This is a genomic window from Anaeromyxobacter sp. PSR-1 (assembly GCF_000964525.1).
Classification (GTDB): Bacteria; Myxococcota; Myxococcia; order Myxococcales; family Anaeromyxobacteraceae; genus Anaeromyxobacter.
Genome location: NZ_BAZG01000086.1, coordinates 1 through 17,011, shown reverse-complemented (window position 1 = coordinate 17,011; position 17,011 = coordinate 1). Strand labels below are relative to the sequence as shown.

At 78.1% G+C, this 17,011-nt stretch carries 15 protein-coding genes and 1 pseudogene; 14 read left to right on the top strand and 2 right to left on the bottom strand.

Features of this window, described 5'->3' with window-relative positions:
• The 11 genes and pseudogenes from PSR1_RS13670 to PSR1_RS13630 all read left to right on the top strand — a co-directional run.
• On the top strand, positions 1 to 334 hold a 334-nt coding region (locus PSR1_RS13670), incomplete at its 5' end, for a DUF2760 domain-containing protein (protein ID WP_152643354.1).
• A 10-nt stretch (positions 335 to 344) separates the two neighbouring features.
• Positions 345 to 2,243, top strand: a pseudogene (locus PSR1_RS13665) (Hsp70 family protein); the annotation flags it as partial.
• A gap of 8 nt (positions 2,244 to 2,251) precedes the next feature.
• Complete coding sequence (locus PSR1_RS13660) at positions 2,252 to 5,056, top strand: Hsp70 family protein (protein WP_059438080.1); 2,805 nt, start codon at positions 2,252 to 2,254, stop codon at positions 5,054 to 5,056.
• Between the two features lie 12 nt (positions 5,057 to 5,068).
• Complete coding sequence (locus PSR1_RS13655) at positions 5,069 to 5,836, top strand: class I SAM-dependent methyltransferase (RefSeq protein ID WP_059438079.1); 768 nt, start codon at positions 5,069 to 5,071, stop codon at positions 5,834 to 5,836.
• Positions 5,837 to 5,909: 73 nt separating this feature from the next.
• Positions 5,910 to 6,053: a hypothetical protein gene (locus tag PSR1_RS24205; RefSeq protein WP_193388363.1), complete on the top strand. Its 144-nt coding sequence runs from the start codon at positions 5,910 to 5,912 to the stop codon at positions 6,051 to 6,053.
• A gap of 141 nt (positions 6,054 to 6,194) precedes the next feature.
• Positions 6,195 to 7,211 (top strand): YihY/virulence factor BrkB family protein, encoded by a 1,017-nt coding sequence (locus PSR1_RS13650; protein ID WP_059438078.1) that lies wholly within the window; start codon positions 6,195 to 6,197, stop codon positions 7,209 to 7,211.
• A 91-nt stretch (positions 7,212 to 7,302) separates the two neighbouring features.
• Positions 7,303 to 7,656 carry a hypothetical protein gene (locus tag PSR1_RS13645; RefSeq protein ID WP_059438077.1) on the top strand — a complete coding sequence of 118 codons (354 nt, stop codon included), beginning with the start codon at positions 7,303 to 7,305 and terminating at the stop codon, positions 7,654 to 7,656.
• Between the two features lie 79 nt (positions 7,657 to 7,735).
• Positions 7,736 to 8,695 (top strand): DUF523 and DUF1722 domain-containing protein, encoded by a 960-nt coding sequence (locus PSR1_RS13640; RefSeq protein WP_059438076.1) that lies wholly within the window; start codon positions 7,736 to 7,738, stop codon positions 8,693 to 8,695.
• A 5-nt stretch (positions 8,696 to 8,700) separates the two neighbouring features.
• The gene (locus tag PSR1_RS24570) at positions 8,701 to 9,540 is read left to right on the top strand and encodes a deoxyribodipyrimidine photo-lyase (protein ID WP_370539100.1); all 840 of its coding nucleotides are present in this window, start codon (positions 8,701 to 8,703) and stop codon (positions 9,538 to 9,540) included.
• Between the two features lie 11 nt (positions 9,541 to 9,551).
• Positions 9,552 to 10,160 (top strand): hypothetical protein, encoded by a 609-nt coding sequence (locus tag PSR1_RS24565; protein WP_237757952.1) that lies wholly within the window; start codon positions 9,552 to 9,554, stop codon positions 10,158 to 10,160.
• Positions 10,161 to 10,225: 65 nt separating this feature from the next.
• Positions 10,226 to 11,233, top strand: a complete 1,008-nt coding sequence (locus PSR1_RS13630; RefSeq protein ID WP_059438075.1) for an NAD-dependent epimerase/dehydratase family protein — start codon at positions 10,226 to 10,228, stop codon at positions 11,231 to 11,233.
• On the opposite strand, the gene PSR1_RS13625 is transcribed toward PSR1_RS13630, so the two are convergent.
• Positions 11,205 to 11,882, bottom strand: a complete 678-nt coding sequence (locus tag PSR1_RS13625; protein WP_059438074.1) for a type II CAAX prenyl endopeptidase Rce1 family protein — start codon at positions 11,880 to 11,882, stop codon at positions 11,205 to 11,207. The genes PSR1_RS13630 and PSR1_RS13625 overlap by 29 nt on opposite strands.
• Before the next feature lie 52 nt (positions 11,883 to 11,934).
• On the opposite strand from PSR1_RS13625, the gene PSR1_RS13620 reads away from it, so the two are divergent.
• On the top strand, positions 11,935 to 13,344 hold the full coding sequence (locus tag PSR1_RS13620; RefSeq protein ID WP_059438073.1) for an NAD-dependent succinate-semialdehyde dehydrogenase: 1,410 nt from the start codon (positions 11,935 to 11,937) through the stop codon (positions 13,342 to 13,344).
• A 2-nt stretch (positions 13,345 to 13,346) separates the two neighbouring features.
• Here PSR1_RS13620 and PSR1_RS13615 read toward each other — a convergent pair whose 3' ends face one another.
• Positions 13,347 to 15,026, bottom strand: coding sequence for an acyl-CoA dehydrogenase family protein (locus PSR1_RS13615; RefSeq protein ID WP_059438072.1), 1,680 nt, complete (start codon positions 15,024 to 15,026; stop codon positions 13,347 to 13,349).
• Positions 15,027 to 15,161: 135 nt separating this feature from the next.
• Here PSR1_RS13615 and PSR1_RS23815 point away from each other — a divergent pair, with 135 nt between their 5' ends.
• Positions 15,162 to 16,571, top strand: a complete 1,410-nt coding sequence (locus PSR1_RS23815) for a GAF domain-containing protein (RefSeq protein ID WP_059438071.1) — start codon at positions 15,162 to 15,164, stop codon at positions 16,569 to 16,571.
• Between the two features lie 81 nt (positions 16,572 to 16,652).
• On the top strand, positions 16,653 to 17,011 hold a 359-nt coding region (locus PSR1_RS23495), incomplete at its 3' end, for a zinc-ribbon domain-containing protein (RefSeq protein WP_193388362.1).

Sequence of the window (17,011 nt, the reverse complement as noted above, 5' to 3'; positions counted from 1 at the left end):
GGGGCGGCTGGTGGACTTCCTGGAGGAGGACCTCACCGGCTTCCCCGACGCGTCGATCGGCGCCGCCGCGCGGACCGTTCACGCCGGGTGCAAGCGGGCCATCGAGGCGATGTTCCAGCTCGAGCCGGTGTTCCGCGAGGCGGAGGGCGCGCGCGTCACCGTCGCGCCCGGGTTCGACGCGGGGGCGATCCGGCTCAGCGGCAACGTGGTGGGCCAGCCGCCGTTCCAGGGCGCCCTGCGCCACCACGGCTGGCGCGCGCGCGAGGTGAAGCTGCCGCCGCCGCCCGACGGCAAGGACCTGACCGTCGTCGCGCCGGCAGAGGTCGAGCTGTGAGGAACGGCTGATGGCGGACGCCCCGCTCGCGGTCGGCATCGACCTCGGCACCACCAACTGCGCCATCGCCTGGCGCGCGGTGGAGGCCGGCCCGGGGCCGGACGGCGCGCGCGCGGAGGCGCTCTTGGTGCCGCAGCTCGTCCGGCCGGGCGAGGTGGAGCCGCGGCCGCTCCTCCCGTCGTTCCTGTACCTCCCGCACCCGGCCGAGCTGCCCCCCGGCGCGGCCGCCCTGCCATGGGCGCAGGGCGGGGCGGCGGAGGCGGCGGGGGAGATGGTGGGCGAGCTGGCGCGCGACCTGGGCGCGCAGACACCCATCCGCCTCGTGTCGTCGGCGAAGAGCTGGCTCTCGCACCCCACGCTCGACCGGCGCGCCGCGACGCTCCCGGCGGGCGCGCCGCCGGAGGTCCCGCGCCTCTCGCCGGTGGAGGCCTCCGCGCGCTACCTCGCGCACCTGCGCGCGGCCTGGGACCGCGAGGTGGCCGCCGGCGATCCCGCCCGCGCGCTCGCGGCGCAGCGGGTCACGCTGACGGTCCCGGCCTCGTTCGACGCGGTGGCGCGCGAGCTGACGGCGGAGGCGGCGCGGCTCGCCGGCCTGCCGCAGGTGGTGCTGCTGGAGGAGCCGCAGGCCGCGCTCTACGCCTGGGTGGAGGCCATGGGCGAGGGCTGGCGGAAGGCGGTCCGGCCCGGCGACCTGGTGCTGGTGGTGGACGTGGGCGGCGGCACCACCGACCTCTCGCTCGTCGCGGTGGTGGACCGCGGCGGCGACCTGGGCCTCGAGCGCGTCGCGGTGGGCGACCACATCCTGCTGGGCGGCGACAACATGGACCTCGCGCTCGCGCACGCGCTGGCGAGCCAGCTGGAGCGCGAGGGGCGCACGCTGGATCGCTGGCAGCTGCTCGCGCTGGGGCACTCCGCCCGGCGCGCCAAGGAGGCGATGTTCGCCGACCCGTCGCTGGCGGAGCTGCCGGTGGCCATCCCCGGGCGCGGCTCGTCGCTGGTGGGCGGGGCGCTGCGCACCACGCTCCGCCGCGACGAGCTGGAGGCGGTGCTGACCGACGGCTTCTTCCCCCGCGTGGACGCCGCCGCCCGGCCGCAGGCGCCGCGCCGGGCCGCGCTCACCACGCTCGGCCTGCCGTACGCCTCGGATCCGGGCATCACCCGGCACCTGGCCGCGTTCCTGGCCCGCCACCGCGCCGCGCTGGGGTCGGGCGGGCACGCCGAGGTCCCGCTCGCGGGCGGCGCGTTCCTCCACCCGACGGCGGTGCTCTTCAACGGCGGCGTCATGAAGGCCGCGCCGCTCGCCGCGCGCGTGGTGGAGGTGCTGGCGGGCTGGCTCGCGGGCGAGGGCGCGCCGCCGCCGCGCGTGCTCCCGGCCGCCGATCTCGACCTGGCGGTGGCGCGCGGCGCGGCGGTGTACGGGCGCGTCCGCGCGGGCCACGGGATCCGGATCCGCGGCGGCACCTCGCGCGCGTACTACGTGGGCGTGGAGGCGTCGATGCCGGCGGTGCCCGGCGTCGCGCCGCCGCTCCGGGCGGTGTGCCTCGCGCCCATGGGCATGGAGGAGGGGACGCGCGCGGAGCTGCCGGGCGAGCCGCTCGGGCTGGTCGTGGGCGAGCCGGTGGACTTCCGCCTGTTCAGCTCCTCCGTGCGCCGCGACGACCGGCCCGGCGACGTGGTGGAGGACGCCGGCTCGCTGGAGGAGGGGCCGCCGGTGACCGCCACCATCGCCGCCGGCACGCGCCCGGCGGGCGAGGTGGTGCCGGTGCGGCTCCGCGCCCACGTCACCGAGATCGGCACGCTGGAGCTGGACTGCGTCGGCCCGGACGAGCGCTGGTCGCTCGAGTGGAACCTGCGCCAGTCCGCGACCCGCCCGCCGGCGGCCCGGGGGCGGCCGCCCGGCCCGCCTGATCCGGCGCCATGCCCGGCCCGCGCCACGTCGTCGGCATCGACCTCGGCACGGTCAACTCCGCGCTCGCCTCGGTTGACCTCGCGCGCGAGGGCGATCTCGCCGAGGCGGTCGAGGCGCTGGCGATCCCGCAGCTGGTCCGGCCGGGCGAGGTCGAGGCGCGGCGCCTCCTGCCGTCCTCGGCCTACCTGCCCGGCCCGGAGCTGCCGCCCGCCGCCACCCGGCTGCCCTGGGGGGAGCGCGCCATCGTGGTGGGCGAGCTGGCGCGCGAGCAGGGCGCCCGGGTGCCGGGGCGGCTGGTGACGTCGGCGAAGAGCTGGCTCGCGAACCCCCGCGCCGACCGCACCGCGCCGATCCTGCCGTGGGGCGCGCCCGAGGGCGTGCCGCGCCTCTCGCCGGTGGACGCCTCGGCGCTGTACCTCGGCCACCTCCGCGACGCCTGGGAGGCCGCGCACCCCGGCGCGCCGCTCGCCGAGCAGGAGCTGACGCTGGCGGTGCCCGCGTCGTTCGACGCCGCCGCGCGCGAGCTGACGCTCGCGGCGGCGCGGGAGGCCGGGCTGCCGCGCGCGGCGCTGGTGGAGGAGCCGCAGGCCGCGTTCCACGACTGGGCCTCCCGCCACCGCGCCGACCTGGGCGCCGCGCTGGGCCTCCCCGGCGGCGAGGGCGCCGCGCTGGTGCTGGTGGTGGACGTGGGCGGCGGGACGACCGACCTCACGCTGGTGCGCGCCGAGGTGCGCGACGGGCGGCCCGCGCTCACCCGCATCGCCGTGGGCGATCACCTGCTGCTCGGCGGCGACAACGTGGACCTGGCGCTGGCGCGGGCGGTGGAGGGGCGGCTGGGCGGCCGCCTCGACCCGGCGCGCTTCGGCGCGCTGGTGCAGGCCTGCCGGCTCGCGAAGGAGCGGCTGCTCGCGGCGGGCGGTCCGGAGCGCGTCCCGGTGGCGGTGGCCGGCGCGGGGAGCCGGCTGGTCGCGGGCGCGGTGTCGTCGGAGCTGTCGCGCGACGAGGTCCGGGCGCTGGTGCTGGACGGCTTCTTCCCGCGGGTCGGCCCCGGGGACCGCCCGCGCCGCGCGCCGCGCACCGCCGGGCTGGCGGAGCTGGGGCTGCCCTACGAGCCGGACCCGGCGGTCACCCGCCACGTCGCCGCGTTCCTCGCGCTGCACGCGGCCGAGGCGGGCGCCGCGGCGGGCGGGCCGGCCCGGCCGGACGCGGTGCTCCTGAACGGCGGCACCTTCGCCGCGCCGGAGGTGCGCGCGCGGCTGGCCGAGGCGGTGTCCGCGCTGTTCCCCGGCAAGCCGCCGGTGCGCGCGCTCGCCAGCCCCGCGCTCGACCTCGCGGTGGCGCGCGGGGCGGCGCTCTCGGCGCTCGCCCGGCGCGGGGTGGGCCTGCGCATCGGCGGCGGCACCCCGCGGGCGTTCTACGTGGGCATCGCCGCGCCCGAGGGCGAGCGGGCGCTCTGCGTGGTGCCGCGCCACGCCGAGGAGGGCACCCGCGTCGCCGTGCCGCGCACCTTCCGGCTGGCGCTGGGGCGGCCGGTCCGGTTCGCGCTGCTCGCGTCGTCCGCGCCGCGGCTGGAGCGGCCGGGCGACGTGGTCGAGCCCGGCGACGACGTGGTGCCGCTGCCGCCGGTCGAGACCGTGCTCTCCGCGCCGGGGCAGGGCGACGCCGAGGTGCCGGTGCGGCTCGAGGCGGCGCTCACCGAGATCGGGACGCTGGAGCTGTGGTGCGCCGCCACCGATCGCGACGCGCGCTGGCGCCTGGAGTTCTCGCTGCGGGCGGGCGCCGCCGACGCGGGCGGGCCGGACCGCCCCGCGGAGACGGCGGCGGTGCCGCGCCGGCTGGAGGAGGCGCGCGCGCTCGTCGAGGTGTTCTACGGGAAGAAGGCGGCGGTCGAGCGCAAGGAGGTGAAGGGGCTGTTCCGCGCGCTGGAGAAGGTCCTCGGCCCGCGCGACGGCTGGTCCACGCCGGTGGTGCGCGACCTGTGGGCGGCGCTGCACGCCGGGCGCGGGCGGCGGCGGCGCAGCGCCGACCACGAGCGCACCTGGCTGCAGCTCACCGGCTTCTGCCTGCGCCCCGGCTTCGGCGCGCCGCTCGACGCCTGGCGGGCCGCCGAGACGTGGAAGGCGTTCGGCGAGGGGCTGCAGTACCAGGGCGACGCGCGGGCCTGGGCGGCGTGGTGGATCACCTGGCGGCGCATCGCCGGCGGCCTCGACGCCGCCGCGCAGCGCCGCCTGCTCGAGGCGGTGCGGCCCTTCCTGCGGCCGCGCGACGCGCGCCGCCCGCCGCCCAGGGTCGCCGGCGTCCGGCCCATGGCGGAGGACGAGATGGTGCGGCTCGCCGGCAGCCTGGAGCGGATCGATCCGGCCGAGAAGGAGGAGCTGGGCGGGTGGCTGCTCGCGCGGGCCGAGGCGGACGGACCGGCGCCGCACCTGCTCTGGGCGCTCGGCCGGCTGGGCGCGCGCGTGCCGTTCCACGCGAGCGTGCACCAGGTGGTCCCGCCCGCGGTCGCCGAGGCCTGGATCGACCGGCTGCTCGCGGTCGCGCCGCCGCGCGAGGTGGCGTTCGCGCTGGGGCAGCTCGCGCGCCGGAGCGGCGACCGGGCCCGCGACGTGGGCGAGGCCGCGCGCGCGCGGGCGCTGGCGGCGCTCGCGGCCGCCGGCGTCCCGGACGAGCAGGCGCGCCCGGTGCGCGAGGTGGTGGAGGCGAGCGCCGAGGCCGACCCGCGCATCTTCGGCGAGAGCCTGCCGGCCGGGCTCCGGCTGGTCCCGGAGGAGACGGACCCCGCCTCGCCGGATCCCGCCACCCCGCCCGCGTGAGAGACTGCGCCCGTGCCGCTCCACGACGCCGCCGCCCGGGGGTTCGAGGCCGGCGCCGACGCGTACGCGCGCGGGCGACCGGGCTACCCCGACGCCGCGGTGGACGCGGCGCTCGCGGCGCTGCGGGTCGGGCCCGGCGAGCTGCTCCTCGAGCTCGGCGCGGGGACGGGCTCGCTGACGCGGAGCCTCGCCGAGCGCGGGGTCCGCGTGCTGGCGCTGGAGCCGGTCGCCGCCATGCGCCGCCGCCTGGCGGGCGTGGCCGGCGCGCTGCCGGTGGCCGCCGCCGCCGAGGCGCTCCCGGTGCGCGACGGCGGCGTCGCGGGCGCGATCGCGGCCACCGCCTTCCACTGGTTCGACGGCCCGGCGGCGCTCCGCGCGCTGCACCGCGCGCTGCCCCCGGGCGCGCGCCTGGCGCTCCTGTGGAACCGGCGCGACCTCGCGGTGGACTGGGTGGCCCGGCTGGACGAGATCCTGAACGCGGCCGAGCCGCCCGGCACGCCCCGGTACCGCACCGGCCGGTGGCGCGCGGCGTTCGATGCGGCCCCGGCTGCGTTCGGGCCGCTGCACGCCTCGCAGCACCGGCACGTCCACGTCCTCTCGCCGGAGGGGGTGGTGGATCGGATCGCCTCGGTGAGCTACGTCGCCGCCATGGACGCCGCCGGCCGCGCGCGGGTGCTCGCCGAGGTGCGCGCGCTGCTCGCCGCGCACCCGGACACCGCCGGGCGCGACGCGCTGGAGCTCCCCTACGTCGCCGACCTGTGGTGGTGCGAGCGTGCGTGACATCGGGTGAATCGCGCCGGCGCCCGGGCGAACGGCGCGCCGCCGCGCCGGCCGGCGGGGTAGGATGCGCTCCATGGTTCGCATCAGCTGGCCGCTCGCGCTCCTGCTCGCGGTGGTGATCGCGGTCGTGGCGCGCAGGCCGCGGCTGATCCTGCCCATGCTGATCGTGCTCGGCGTCTGGTACCTGGTCGAGACCGCGCGCGCCCGCCGCCGGTGAGGCGCGCCGGGCCGGGGCACGCCCGCAGGGCCGCCCATCCGCCCGCGCCGTGCGCGCCCGCTCCCCCGCCCGCAGCGCGCGGGGCCGGCCCCGCGTCCTCCACCCGCGTGACGCATCTTCAGCGGGCGAGGGGGATGCGGCATGCGGCTGCCCGGGGACGGCATGAGCTGGAAGGAGTTCGGCAAGGGGCTCTACCAGGAGATCTCCCACGACAACGTCACCGACCTGGCCGCCACGGTCACCTACTACGGCGTGCTGGCGCTGTTCCCGTTCCTGCTGTTCCTGGTGGCGCTCGCGAGCGTGGTGATCACGCCGGCCCAGGCGCAGGCGCTCGTGGACCAGCTCGCGCAGGTGGCGCCGGGCGAGGTGACGAAGATCGTCGGCGACCGCATCCAGCAGCTCGGCTCCCAGCAGAACGTGACGCTGCTCGGCTTCGGCGCGCTCGGGGCGATCTGGGCGGCGTCGGGCGCCACCCTGGCGCTCATGCGCGCGCTGAACACCGCCTACGACGTCGGCGAGTCGCGGCCGTTCTGGAAGGTGAGGGCCATCGGCCTGCTCATGACCGTCATCGCCGGCGTGCTCGCCCTGGCCGGCGCGCTGGCCGCGGTCGCGACCGAGCCGCTGGCGAACGCGATCGGCGGTCCGGTGGGCGCGGCCATCCTCTGGCTGCGCCTCCCGGTCGCGGCGCTGGTGATGATGTTCCTGTGGGCCCTGCTCTACTACGTGCTGCCCGACGTCGAGCAGCGGTTCAAGTTCATCACCCCGGGCTCGGTGTTCGGGGTGGTGCTCTGGGTGCTCGCCTCCTGGGGGTTCGGCAAGTACGTCGCGAACTTCGGCAACTACGACAAGACCTACGGCTCCATCGCGGGCGTCATCGTGCTGCTCTTCTGGATGTGGATCTCCTCGCTGGTCCTGCTCGTGGGGGCGGAGATCAACGCGCTCATCGAGCACCGCTCGCCGGAGGGGAAGCGCGAGGGCGCGAGGTCGATGCGGGACACCGGGCTCACCCCCGTCGAGCGGGCGCCCGCGCCCGGCCCGCCGGCCCGGGCCGCCCCGGCGCCCCTGCGCGCGCCGCCCCGCCGCCGGCGCATCGGGGGCCTGACCGCGCTCGCCGCCGGGCTGGCGGCGGGGATCCTGCTCGGCCGCCGCGAGGCGTGACCGGCGGTCGCGCCCGTCCGGCGCCACCACCCGGGCGCGAACCGGGCTACAATCCGGCGCCCCGCGGCCCTCCGGCCCGGACCCGATGCCAATGGAACCCACCGCGCCCGCCGCCACGCGCAACACCGAGTCCACCGCCAAGATCGTCTACGTGCTGTACCTCCTGTCCTTCGCCGCCGGCATCACCACGCTCATCGGCGTGGTGATGGCGTACGTGAACGAGGGCGACGCGCCGGAGGGGCTGCGCACGCACTACCGGTTCCAGATCCGGACGTTCTGGATCGGGCTGCTCTACGCCGTCGTGGGGGGCCTGCTCACCATCGTCGGGATCGGCGCGCTCGTCCTGCTGTTCCTGGCGGTCTGGCTGGTGGTCCGCTGCGTGAAGGGGCTGAAGTGGCTGGACCAGCGCCAGCCCGTGCCGAACCCGGCCACCTGGCTCTGGTAGCGCCGCCGCGCGCTCCCCCGGGCGGCGCACGCGCGCCGCGGCCGGTGCGGCCGAGCCTCACCTGGTCTAGGCTCTGCGCATGGCGGCTCGCCCGAAGCTCCGCATCGGCGTCTCGTCCTGCCTGCTCGGGCAGAAGGTCCGCTACGACGGGCAGCACAAGCGCGACGACTTCCTCACCGAGGTGCTGGCGCCGTTCGTGGAATGGGTGCCGGTGTGCCCGGAGCTGGAGCTCGGGCTGGGCGTGCCGCGCGAGCCCATCCGCCTGGTGGGCCGGCCCGCGGCGCCGTCGCTGGTGGCCGAGCGGAGCGGGCTGGATCACACCGAGGCGATGCGCCGCTTCGCGGAGCGCCGCGTGGCGGAGCTCGCCCGCGAGGACCTCTCCGGCTACGTGACCAAGAAGGACTCGCCGTCGTGCGGGATGGAGCGCGTGCGCGTCCACCCGGCGAAGGGCGGCCCGCCGCGGCGCGAGGGGGTGGGCGCGTTCGCGCGCGTGCTGATGGAGGCGTTCCCGCTCCTGCCGGTGGAGGAGGAGGGCCGGCTGAACGACCCGGCGCTGCGCGAGGGGTTCGTGGAGCGGGTGTTCGCGTACGCGCGCTGGAAGGCGGCCGTCGGCGAGGGCATGACCCGCGGCGCGCTGGTCGCGTTCCACACCGCGCACAAGCTGGCGCTCCTCGCGCACAGCCCCGCCGCCTACCGGGCGCTGGGCGCGCGGGTGGGCGGCCTGCGCAAGGGCGCGATCCGCGCGGACGTCGAGGCGTACGGCGCCGGCCTGATGGCGGCGCTGAAGGTGCCCGCCACCCGCGGCCGCCACGTCAACGTGCTGCAGCACGCGGCCGGCTACCTCCGCGACCGGCTCCCGGCGGCCGACCGCAAGGAGCTGGAGGAGAGCATCGCCGACTTCGGGCGCGGGCTGGTGCCGCGCATCGTGCCGCTCACGCTGCTCCGCCACCACGTGCGCAGCCAGGGCCTGGAGTACCTCGCCGGCCAGGTGTACCTCGACCCCGATCCCAAGGAGCTCATGCTCCGCAACCACGCGTGAGCCGCATGCCCGTCCCCGCCGAGCGGATCCGCGTCCTGAACGCCGCGCCGCTCCGGCCGGAGCGGGCCGTGGTGCTCCACTGGATGACGAGCGCCCGGCGGACCCGCTCGAACCCGGCGCTGGAGCGCGCCGCGGAGCTGGGGCGGGCGCTGGGACGGCCGGTGCTGGTGCTCGAGCCGCTGCGGTGCGGCTACCCGTACGCGAGCGACCGGCTCCACGCGTTCCTGCTGGAGGGCATGCGCGACAACGCCGCGGCGCTCGCCGGGCGCGCGCTGTACCACCCGTGGGTGGAGCGGCGCGCCGGGGAGGGCGAGGGGCTGCTCGAGGCGCTCGCGGCGCGCGCCTGCGCCGTCGTCGCCGACGACTTCCCCACCGGCTTCCCCGCGGAGGCGCTCCGCGCGGCGGCGGCCCGCCTCGATGTGCGCCTCGAGGCGGTGGACGCGAGCTGCGTGGTCCCGTTCCGCCTGGCCGGCAAGGACTTCCCCACCGCGCACGCCTACCGCCGCCACCTCCAGCGCACGCTGCCGGCGTGGCTGGACCGCCTGCCGGCGGACGACCCGCTCGCGGGCGCGCCGCCGCCGGGCGGGGCGCCGGTGCCGGCGGAGATCCGGCGGCGCTGGCCGGCGGCGAGGGCCTCGGAGCTGGACCGCCCGGCCGCGCTCGCCGCCGCGCTGCCCGTCGACCACCGCGTCCCGCCCGCCGGCCGCGGGGGAGCGTCGCGGCCCGGCGGCGGCTCGCGGCGTTCCTGCGCGACGGGCTGGACGCCTACGCCGAGCGCCACAACGCGCCGGACGAGGCGCGGGGCGCGAGCGGGCTCTCGCCCTGGCTCCACTTCGGCCACCTGAGCAGCTTCGAGGTGCTGCGGGCGGTGCTGCGGCGGGAGGGCTGGACCCCGCCGCCCGTCGCCGCGCCGCCGCGTGGCGCGCGCGCCGGCTGGTGGGGCCTGTCCGCCTCCGCCGAGGCCTTCCTCGATCAGCTCCTCACCTGGCGCGAGCTGGCCTTCGTCACCTGCGCGCACCTCCCGGATCACCGCGCGTACGCGTCCCTCCCTGCCTGGGCGCGGGCGACCCTGGCCCGGCACGCCGCCGATCCGCGGCCGGCGGTCTACGCGCGGGCGGCGCTGGAGGCGGCCGGGACGCACGATCCGCTCTGGAACGCCGCCCAGCGCCAGCTCCTGCGCGAGGGCGTGGTGCACGGGTACCTCCGGATGCTCTGGGGGAAGAAGATCCTGGAGTGGAGCGCGACGCCCGAGGAGGCGCACGCAACCATGCTGGAGCTGAACGACCGGCACGCGCTGGACGGGCGCGATCCGAACTCGGTCGCGGGCATCGCCTGGTGCCTCGGCCGCTACGACCGGCCGTGGGGGCCGGAGCGGCCGGTGTTCGGGACGGTGCGGTACATGTCCTCCGCGAACACCGCCCGGAAGTGGCCGGTGCGCCGGTACCTGGAACGCCACGGTCCGTGAACGTCGCGCGGCCCCCCTCCCGACGGGAGTGGCGCGGGCCGGCCGCGACGCGGAAGGATGCTCGAATGCCCCCAGTCCACCGCGCCGTGCTCGTGACCGGGGCGACCGGCTTCGTGGGGAGCGCGCTGGTGCCGGCGCTCGCCGCGGCCGGGCACCGGGTCCGCGCCACGAGTCGCCGCCGCCGCGCCGGGCCGGGCGGGACGGTGGACTGGATGGCGGTGGACGTGCGGCGCCCGGCCGACCTCGAGCGCGCGCTGGAGGGCGTGGATGCGGCGTACTTCCTGGTGCACGGGATGGCCGCGGGCCGGGGCGACTACGTCGAGGAGGAGCGCCGCACCGCCGCCGGCTTCGTGCGGGCGGCGGAGCGGGCCGGGACGGGACGCATCGTGTACCTGGGCGGCGTCGCGCCGCAGGGAACGCCCTCCCGGCACCTCGCCAGCCGCCTCGCGGTCGGGGAGGTGCTGCGCGCCGGGCGCGTGCCCGCCCTGGAGCTGCGCGCGTCGATGATCGTGGGCGCGGGCAGCGCCTCCTGGCAGGTGGTGCGCGACCTGGCGATGCGCCTGCCGGTGATGCTGCTGCCGGCATGGGCCCGCTCGCGCACCTGTCCGGTCTGGATCGGCGACGTGGTGGGTGCGCTGGTGGCCGGGCTCGACCTGCCGCTGCCGGCGAGCGCGGTCCACGACGTGCCCGGCCCGGACGTGCTGGCGGTGCGGGAGATCCTCGAGCGGGTGGCCGCGCTCCGCGGGCGGCGCCTGCCCGCCGCGCGCGTGCCGCTGCCGGTGCCACGCGTCTCCATGCTGTGGCTGAAGCTGATCTCCGGCGCGGACTGGCGGGTGGTGCGCGAGCTGGTGCAGGGGCTGGCGACGGACCTCCTCCCGCGCGACACCCGCTTCTGGGAGCTCGCCGGGCTGCCCGCGCCCCTGCCGTTCGACGAGGCCGCGCGCCGCGCGCTGGCCGGCGAGGCCGCCGGCGAGGGGCTGCGGGGCGCGCTGGCGGCGATCGAGGAGGCGCTGGTGGACCGCTGCGCGCCCCGCCTCGGGCCGGTCAACCCGGGGGAGCCACGGTCGCGATGAGCACGCTCCAGACGGCGTGCGACACGAGCGCCGGCACCAGGCTGCCCCGCCACGCCGCCAGCGCACCCCACGCGGCGTAGGTGGGCAGCGCGGCGAGCGCGAGCAGCCCCTCGCCGGTCGCGAGCGCGAGCGCAGCGGCGAGCGCGGTCGCGGCCGCCACGGCCCGCGCCGGACCGAGCCGCCGGGCGAGGCGCGCCTGCACCAGCCCACGCCAGAACGCCTCCTCGGCCGGCGCGATGGCGAGCGCGAGCGCCAGCCCGGGCCCGAGCGCGCGGGTGCGGAACCGCTCGAAGATGGCGGCGGTGGGCGCGCACAGCGCGTCGGTGGCCCCGCCGCAGCCGGCCCACAGGAACGCGCGGGCCCCGGCGTAGAGCGCGCCCGCCACGGCGAGGCCCAGCAGCACGTCGGTGCCGCGCGGACGCAGCCTGGCCCGCAGCCCCGGCGGCGCGCCGGCGAAGGACAGCGCCATCCAGGCGAGCGCGAGCGGCGTGGCCCAGGCGAAGAACCGGGGCGGGCTCGCCGCCACCAGCAGCGCCCAGCCCAGCGCCGCGAGCACCGCCGCCGTCGTCCAGGCGCGGTCGCCGGCGCACCGCCCGCCGGACGCCTCGCCGGGCGGCCGGCGGCCCGCGGGCGTGGTATCTGTGGGCATCCGCGCCACATTACCATCCGCGCAGCACGCTCCACGAAAGGAAGGGACGCCCATGGCCACCATGTCGTCGGTGAACCCCGCCACCGGTGAGGTGCTCGCCCGCTTCGACGAGATCACGGACGCCGAGCTGGAGCGGCGGCTCGCGCTCGCCGCCGCGACGTTCCGGTCCTGGCGCCGCGTCCCGTTCGCGGACCGCGCGCAGCGCATGGGCCGCGCCGCCGAGGTCCTGGAGGCGCGCAAGGACGCGCTCGGCCGGACCATGACGCTGGAGATGGGCAAGACGCTCCGCTCGGCGGTGGCCGAGGCCGAGAAGTGCGCGTGGGTCTGCCGCTTCTACGCGGAGCACGCGGAGCGGTTCCTGGCCGACGAGGTGCTCCCCTCGAGCGCGGCGCGGTCGTACACCCGGTGCCTGCCCATCGGGCCGGTGCTGGCGGTGATGCCCTGGAACTTCCCCTTCTGGCAGGTGTTCCGCTTCGCCGCGCCGGCGCTCATGGCCGGCAACGTCGGCGTGCTGAAGCACGCCTCCAACGTGCCGCAGTCGGCGCTCGCCATCGAGGCGGTGTTCCGGGAGGCCGGGTTCCCGGAGGGCTGCTTCCAGACGCTGCTGGTCGGCTCGTCGCGGGTGCAGCGCATCGTGGAGGATCCGCGCATCGCGGCCGCCACCCTCACCGGCAGCGAGGGCGCGGGCAGCGCGGTGGCCTCCGCGGCCGGCCGGGTCATCAAGAAGACCGTGCTGGAGCTGGGCGGCAGCGACGCGTTCGTGGTGATGCCGTCCGCCGATCTCGACGCGGCGGTCGCGACGGCGGTCACCGCCCGCACCATCAACAACGGCCAGTCCTGCATCGCCGCGAAGCGCTTCGTGATCCACGAGGCCGTCTACGACCGCTTCGAGCAGGCGTTCGTGAAGCGCATGGCCGCGCTGAAGGTGGGCGACCCGCTCGACGCGGGCACCGACGTCGGGCCGGTGGTGAGCGAGGCGGAGCTCCGGAAGCTGGCGGAGCAGGTGGACGCCGCGGTGAAGGCGGGCGGCCGGCTCCTGCTCGGCGGCGCGCCGGCCGGCGGGCGGGGCTTCTACTACCCGCCCACCGTGATCGCCGACGTGCCGCCCACCTCGCCGTCCTACCGCGAGGAGATCTTCGGGCCGGTGGCGCTGCTGTTCCGCGCGCGCAACCTCGACCAGGCGATCTCGATCGCGAACGACGTGCCGTTCGGCCTGGGCTCGAGCGTCTGGACGCGCGAGCCGGCCGAGCGCGACCGCTTCGTGGACGAGCTGGAGGCGGGCGCGACGTTCGTGAACGCGATGGTCGCCTCGGATCCGCGGCTCCCGTTCGGCGGCGTGAAGCGCTCGGGGTACGGGCGCGAGCTGGCGCGCGAGGGGATCCGCGAGTTCGTGAACCTGAAGACGGTGGTGCTGCAGGACGCCGCCGCCGCCGCGGGCCAGCCCGGCGCCGCGATGGAGTAGCGTCAGGCGTCCGCCCCGGCGACGAGCAGCGCCGAGTCCTCCAGGTCCTCGCCGGCGGGGCCGAGCAGGTCCACCCCGTTGCGGGCGAAGCGCCGCGCCGCGGCCGCCGCCCGCCGGCCGCGCCCGGCGTCGAGCGCCCACTGCGCGTGCGCGGCGAGGTGGGCGAGCGCGAGCGTCCGCCCCAGCGTGAGCGCCAGCCGGCGGGCGCCCGCCTCCCGCAGCTCCGGCGCCTCGCCCCCCGCGAGCGCCGCCCTCGCCCGGGCCAGCGCGCCCGTGGCGGCCTGCACCGCCGGGCGGAGCGACGGGTCGCGCGCCTGCGAGAGCCGCTCCTGGATCTCCGCCGCGAGCGCCTCGGCCGCGCCCTCGGTGGCGAGCGCGCGCTGCGCCTCGAGCGCGAGCACGTTGGTGGTCCCCTCCCAGATCGGCAGCACCTGCGCGTCGCGCAGCAGCCGCGGCAGGCCGGTGTCCTCCACGTAGCCGGCGCCGCCGAACGCCTCCACCGCCTCGGAGGCGACCGCCACCGCCTGCTTCCCGGTGGTGAGCTTCGCGAGCGGCGTGACCGCGCGGAGCAGCGTCCGCACCCCCGGATCGGCGTCGCCCGCCTCGGCGCGGCCGAGCAGCTCCACCGCGCGGAACGCGAGCAGGAACCCGGCCTCGCGCTCGGCCTCGAGCCCTGCCAGCGTGTCGGCGTGGAGCGGGCGCGCCCGCAGCGGCGTCCCGAAGGCGCGCCGCCGCCCGGCGTAGTCGCGGGCCAGCGCCACCGCGCGCCCCATGTACGCGGCCGCGACGAGCGCGTTCCAGGTGCGGGTCACGTTCAGCATGGGGGTGATCGCGCGGACGCCGCCGGAGGTCCCCGCCACCGGATGCGCCAGCGCTCCCTCCAGCGTCAGCTCGGCGGTGGGGAGCTTGCGCGTGCCGAGCTTGTCCTTCAGCCGGTTCACCAGGATCCCGTTGGCCGCGCCGTCCGGCCCGCGCGTCTCCAGGTAGAACAGGGCCAGGCCCGCCGAGCCGGGCGGGTTGCCCTCCGGCCGCGCCAGGGCGAGCGCCATCTCGGCGGTGGTGGCGGAGCTGAACCACTTCGTGCCCCAGAGCCGGAACGCCTCGCCGTCGCGGCGGGCGACGGTCTCCGTGCCCGACACGTCCGAGCCGCCGGCGCGTTCGGTCATCCACTGCCCGCTCGTCCACATGCGCGCCGGATCGCGCGAGGTGAGCCGCGGGACGGCCCGCTCCACCAGCGCCCCCGGGGCGAGGTCGAGCAGCGTGCGCGCCGCGCCGTCGGTCATGGCGAGCGGGCACGCGTACACGTCCATGGAGGGCTCGAGCAGGTAGACCATCGCCATCTGGTGCACGCGCGAGTGCGGGCCGTGGTGCCGCTCGTAGGCGGCGGCGACCAGCCCGTGGCGCGCGGCCAGCCGGGCCGCCTCGCGCCACAGAGGCGTCGGCTCGATGCGGTCCACGCGCCGACCCCAGGGATCCCACTGCACCAGCGCGGGCTCCACCAGCCGCTCCGCGAGCTGCTGCGCGGCGAGCGGGCCGGACGCGAGCGCGCCCAGCTCGCGCAGCTCCGGGGAGATCGCGGACAGGACGTCGGGCGGCAGCGTCCTCGCGAGGTACTCCTGCAGGAGCGGGTCGGCGTCGAAGGCGTGCGGCAGGACCGGGGGATCCTGGAGGAAGGCGGTCATGGTGAGCCGATAACGCGGGACAGCGCGCGGGGCAGCGCCTGGCCCGGCCGCCCCCTCTGCGCGCGCCCGAAAGGAACCGCATCCGCCCGGGGCGAGCCTGCTAAGGGTGGGGGCTCGCGGGCAGGAGGATTCACGGTGCGTCCGTCGCAGGACCGGCTCCGGCTGGAGCGGCTCGAGCGCCTGCAGGAGGTGACCGCTGCGCTGGGCGCCGCGGCCTCCTCGGACGCCGTGGCCGGCGCGCTGGAGCGCCTCGCGCTGCCGCTGCTCCGCGCGAGCGCCGCGACGATCTTCTGGGAGCGCGCGCCGGGCGAGCTGGAGCTGGTGCACGCGGTGGGGCTCGACCCGGCGTTCACGACGCGCCGCCGCGTGATCCGCGTGGACGAGCGGCTCCCCAGCGCCGACGCGTTCCGCACCGGCGCCGCGGTGTGGGTTCGCACCGGCGCCGAGCTGCGCGATCGCTTCCCGGGGCTCGGCGCCGCGGACGGGGCCGACCTGCCCGGCGCGCTCGCCGCCATCCCGCTCGCGACCGATCGCTCGCGCGGCACGCTCGGCCTGCGCTTCGAGGAGCCGCGCGCGTTCGACCCGGAGGAGCGCGCGCTGGTCACCGCGGTGGCGACGCAGTGCGGGCTCTCGATGGAGCGGGCCCGGCTGCACGAGGGGCAGCGCAGGCAGGCCGAGCGGCTGCGGCAGATCTTCTCGACCACCGCGGCGCTCTCCGGCGCGGCCACGCCTGGCGCCGTGGCGGACGCGGCGTTCCGCGGGCTCTCGGCCATCGGTGCGGTCGCCGCCGAGCTGCACGCGCTCGAGGCGCCGGACCGGCTGGTGCGGGTGGCGCGGCACGGGCCGGAGCCCGGGGCGGAGCCGGACGCGCCGGGGGCGCCGGCGCCCGCCGCCGACGTGGTGCGCAGCGGCAAGGCGCTGTGGCTCGAGTCGCCCGAGGCCATCGACGCCAGCTTCCCCAACCTCGAGGCCGGTCGGCGGGCGCGGGGGGAGGGCGCCTGGGCCGTGGTCCCGCTCCTCGCCGGGGGCGAGCCGCTGGGCGCGATCTCGGTCGCGTTCCCGGGGCCGCGCCGGTTCGACCCGGACGATCGGCTGTTCGTCCGCATGCTCGCGGTCCCGTGCGCCCAGGCGCTCGAGCGCGCGCGGCTGTACGAGGCGGCCGAGCGGATCCGCAGGGAGGCGCAGTGGAGCGCCGCCACGCTGGACGCGATGTTCGCGTCGCTGCCGGTGGGGCTCGGGCTGCTCGATCGCGCCATGCGGTACGTGCGCGTGAACGACCGGCTCGCGCGCCTGAACGGGCTGCCGGTCGAGGCGCACCTCGGGCGCATGCCCGCCGAGATCCTGCCGGGCCTGCCCGGCGAGCAGCTCGCCGCGGCGTTCGGCCGCGTCGTCGAGGGCGGCGGCGCGTTCGAGGAGGTGGTGGTCGGGGAGCTGCCGTCGGAGCCGGGCGCCACGCGGCGGTTCCGGGCGACCTGGTTCGCGGTGGCCGTGGCCGGGGAGGTGGTGGGCGCGGGCGTCATGGTGCGGCAGGAAGGCGAGGGATAGCCCGGGCGCGGCACGGTCCCGCGGGCATGCGACAGGGACCGTTGCTTGCGTGGCGCGCGACCCCGCCGGTAGGATCCGCGCGTGAAATTCTCCTGCGACCGGTGCGGCAAGCGGTATGCGACCGCGGACACGCCCGTCCCGGGCCGCGTGTACAAGCTCAAGTGCCGCGCGTGCGGGCACGTCATCGTGCTGAAGGGCCCGGCCGCCGGGGCGCCGCCCGGCGCGCCGCCGCGCCGTGCCGCGGTCCCTCCCGCCCCGCCGCCGCCATCGGCGCCGACGCCGGTGCCGACCGTCACCGCCGTCGAGATCCCACCCCCGCCGCCACCCGAGCCCGAGCCCCTCCCTCCCGTCGAGCCCCCGCCGCCGCTCGAGTCACTCTTCCCCGAGGCCCACGAGGCGAGCGCCGCACCGCGTACTTCCGTGGCGCCGCCCGGCCCGGC

What these genes read in the sequence shown, in the direction of transcription:
- PSR1_RS13630 (WP_059438075.1), top strand. Translation starts at nt 10,226, where the DNA reads ATGCCCCCAGTCCACCGCGCCGTGCTCGTGACCGGGGCGACCGGCTTC.
- PSR1_RS13650 (WP_059438078.1), top strand. Translation starts at nt 6,195, where the DNA reads ATGCGGCTGCCCGGGGACGGCATGAGCTGGAAGGAGTTCGGCAAGGGG.
- PSR1_RS13615 (WP_059438072.1), bottom strand. Translation starts at nt 15,026, where the DNA reads ATGACCGCCTTCCTCCAGGATCCCCCGGTCCTGCCGCACGCCTTCGAC.
- PSR1_RS13625 (WP_059438074.1), bottom strand. Translation starts at nt 11,882, where the DNA reads ATGCCCACAGATACCACGCCCGCGGGCCGCCGGCCGCCCGGCGAGGCG.
- PSR1_RS24205 (WP_193388363.1), top strand. Translation starts at nt 5,910, where the DNA reads ATGGTTCGCATCAGCTGGCCGCTCGCGCTCCTGCTCGCGGTGGTGATC.
- PSR1_RS13640 (WP_059438076.1), top strand. Translation starts at nt 7,736, where the DNA reads ATGGCGGCTCGCCCGAAGCTCCGCATCGGCGTCTCGTCCTGCCTGCTC.
- PSR1_RS13645 (WP_059438077.1), top strand. Translation starts at nt 7,303, where the DNA reads ATGGAACCCACCGCGCCCGCCGCCACGCGCAACACCGAGTCCACCGCC.
- PSR1_RS13620 (WP_059438073.1), top strand. Translation starts at nt 11,935, where the DNA reads ATGGCCACCATGTCGTCGGTGAACCCCGCCACCGGTGAGGTGCTCGCC.
- PSR1_RS13660 (WP_059438080.1), top strand. Translation starts at nt 2,252, where the DNA reads ATGCCCGGCCCGCGCCACGTCGTCGGCATCGACCTCGGCACGGTCAAC.
- PSR1_RS24570 (WP_370539100.1), top strand. Translation starts at nt 8,701, where the DNA reads ATGCCCGTCCCCGCCGAGCGGATCCGCGTCCTGAACGCCGCGCCGCTC.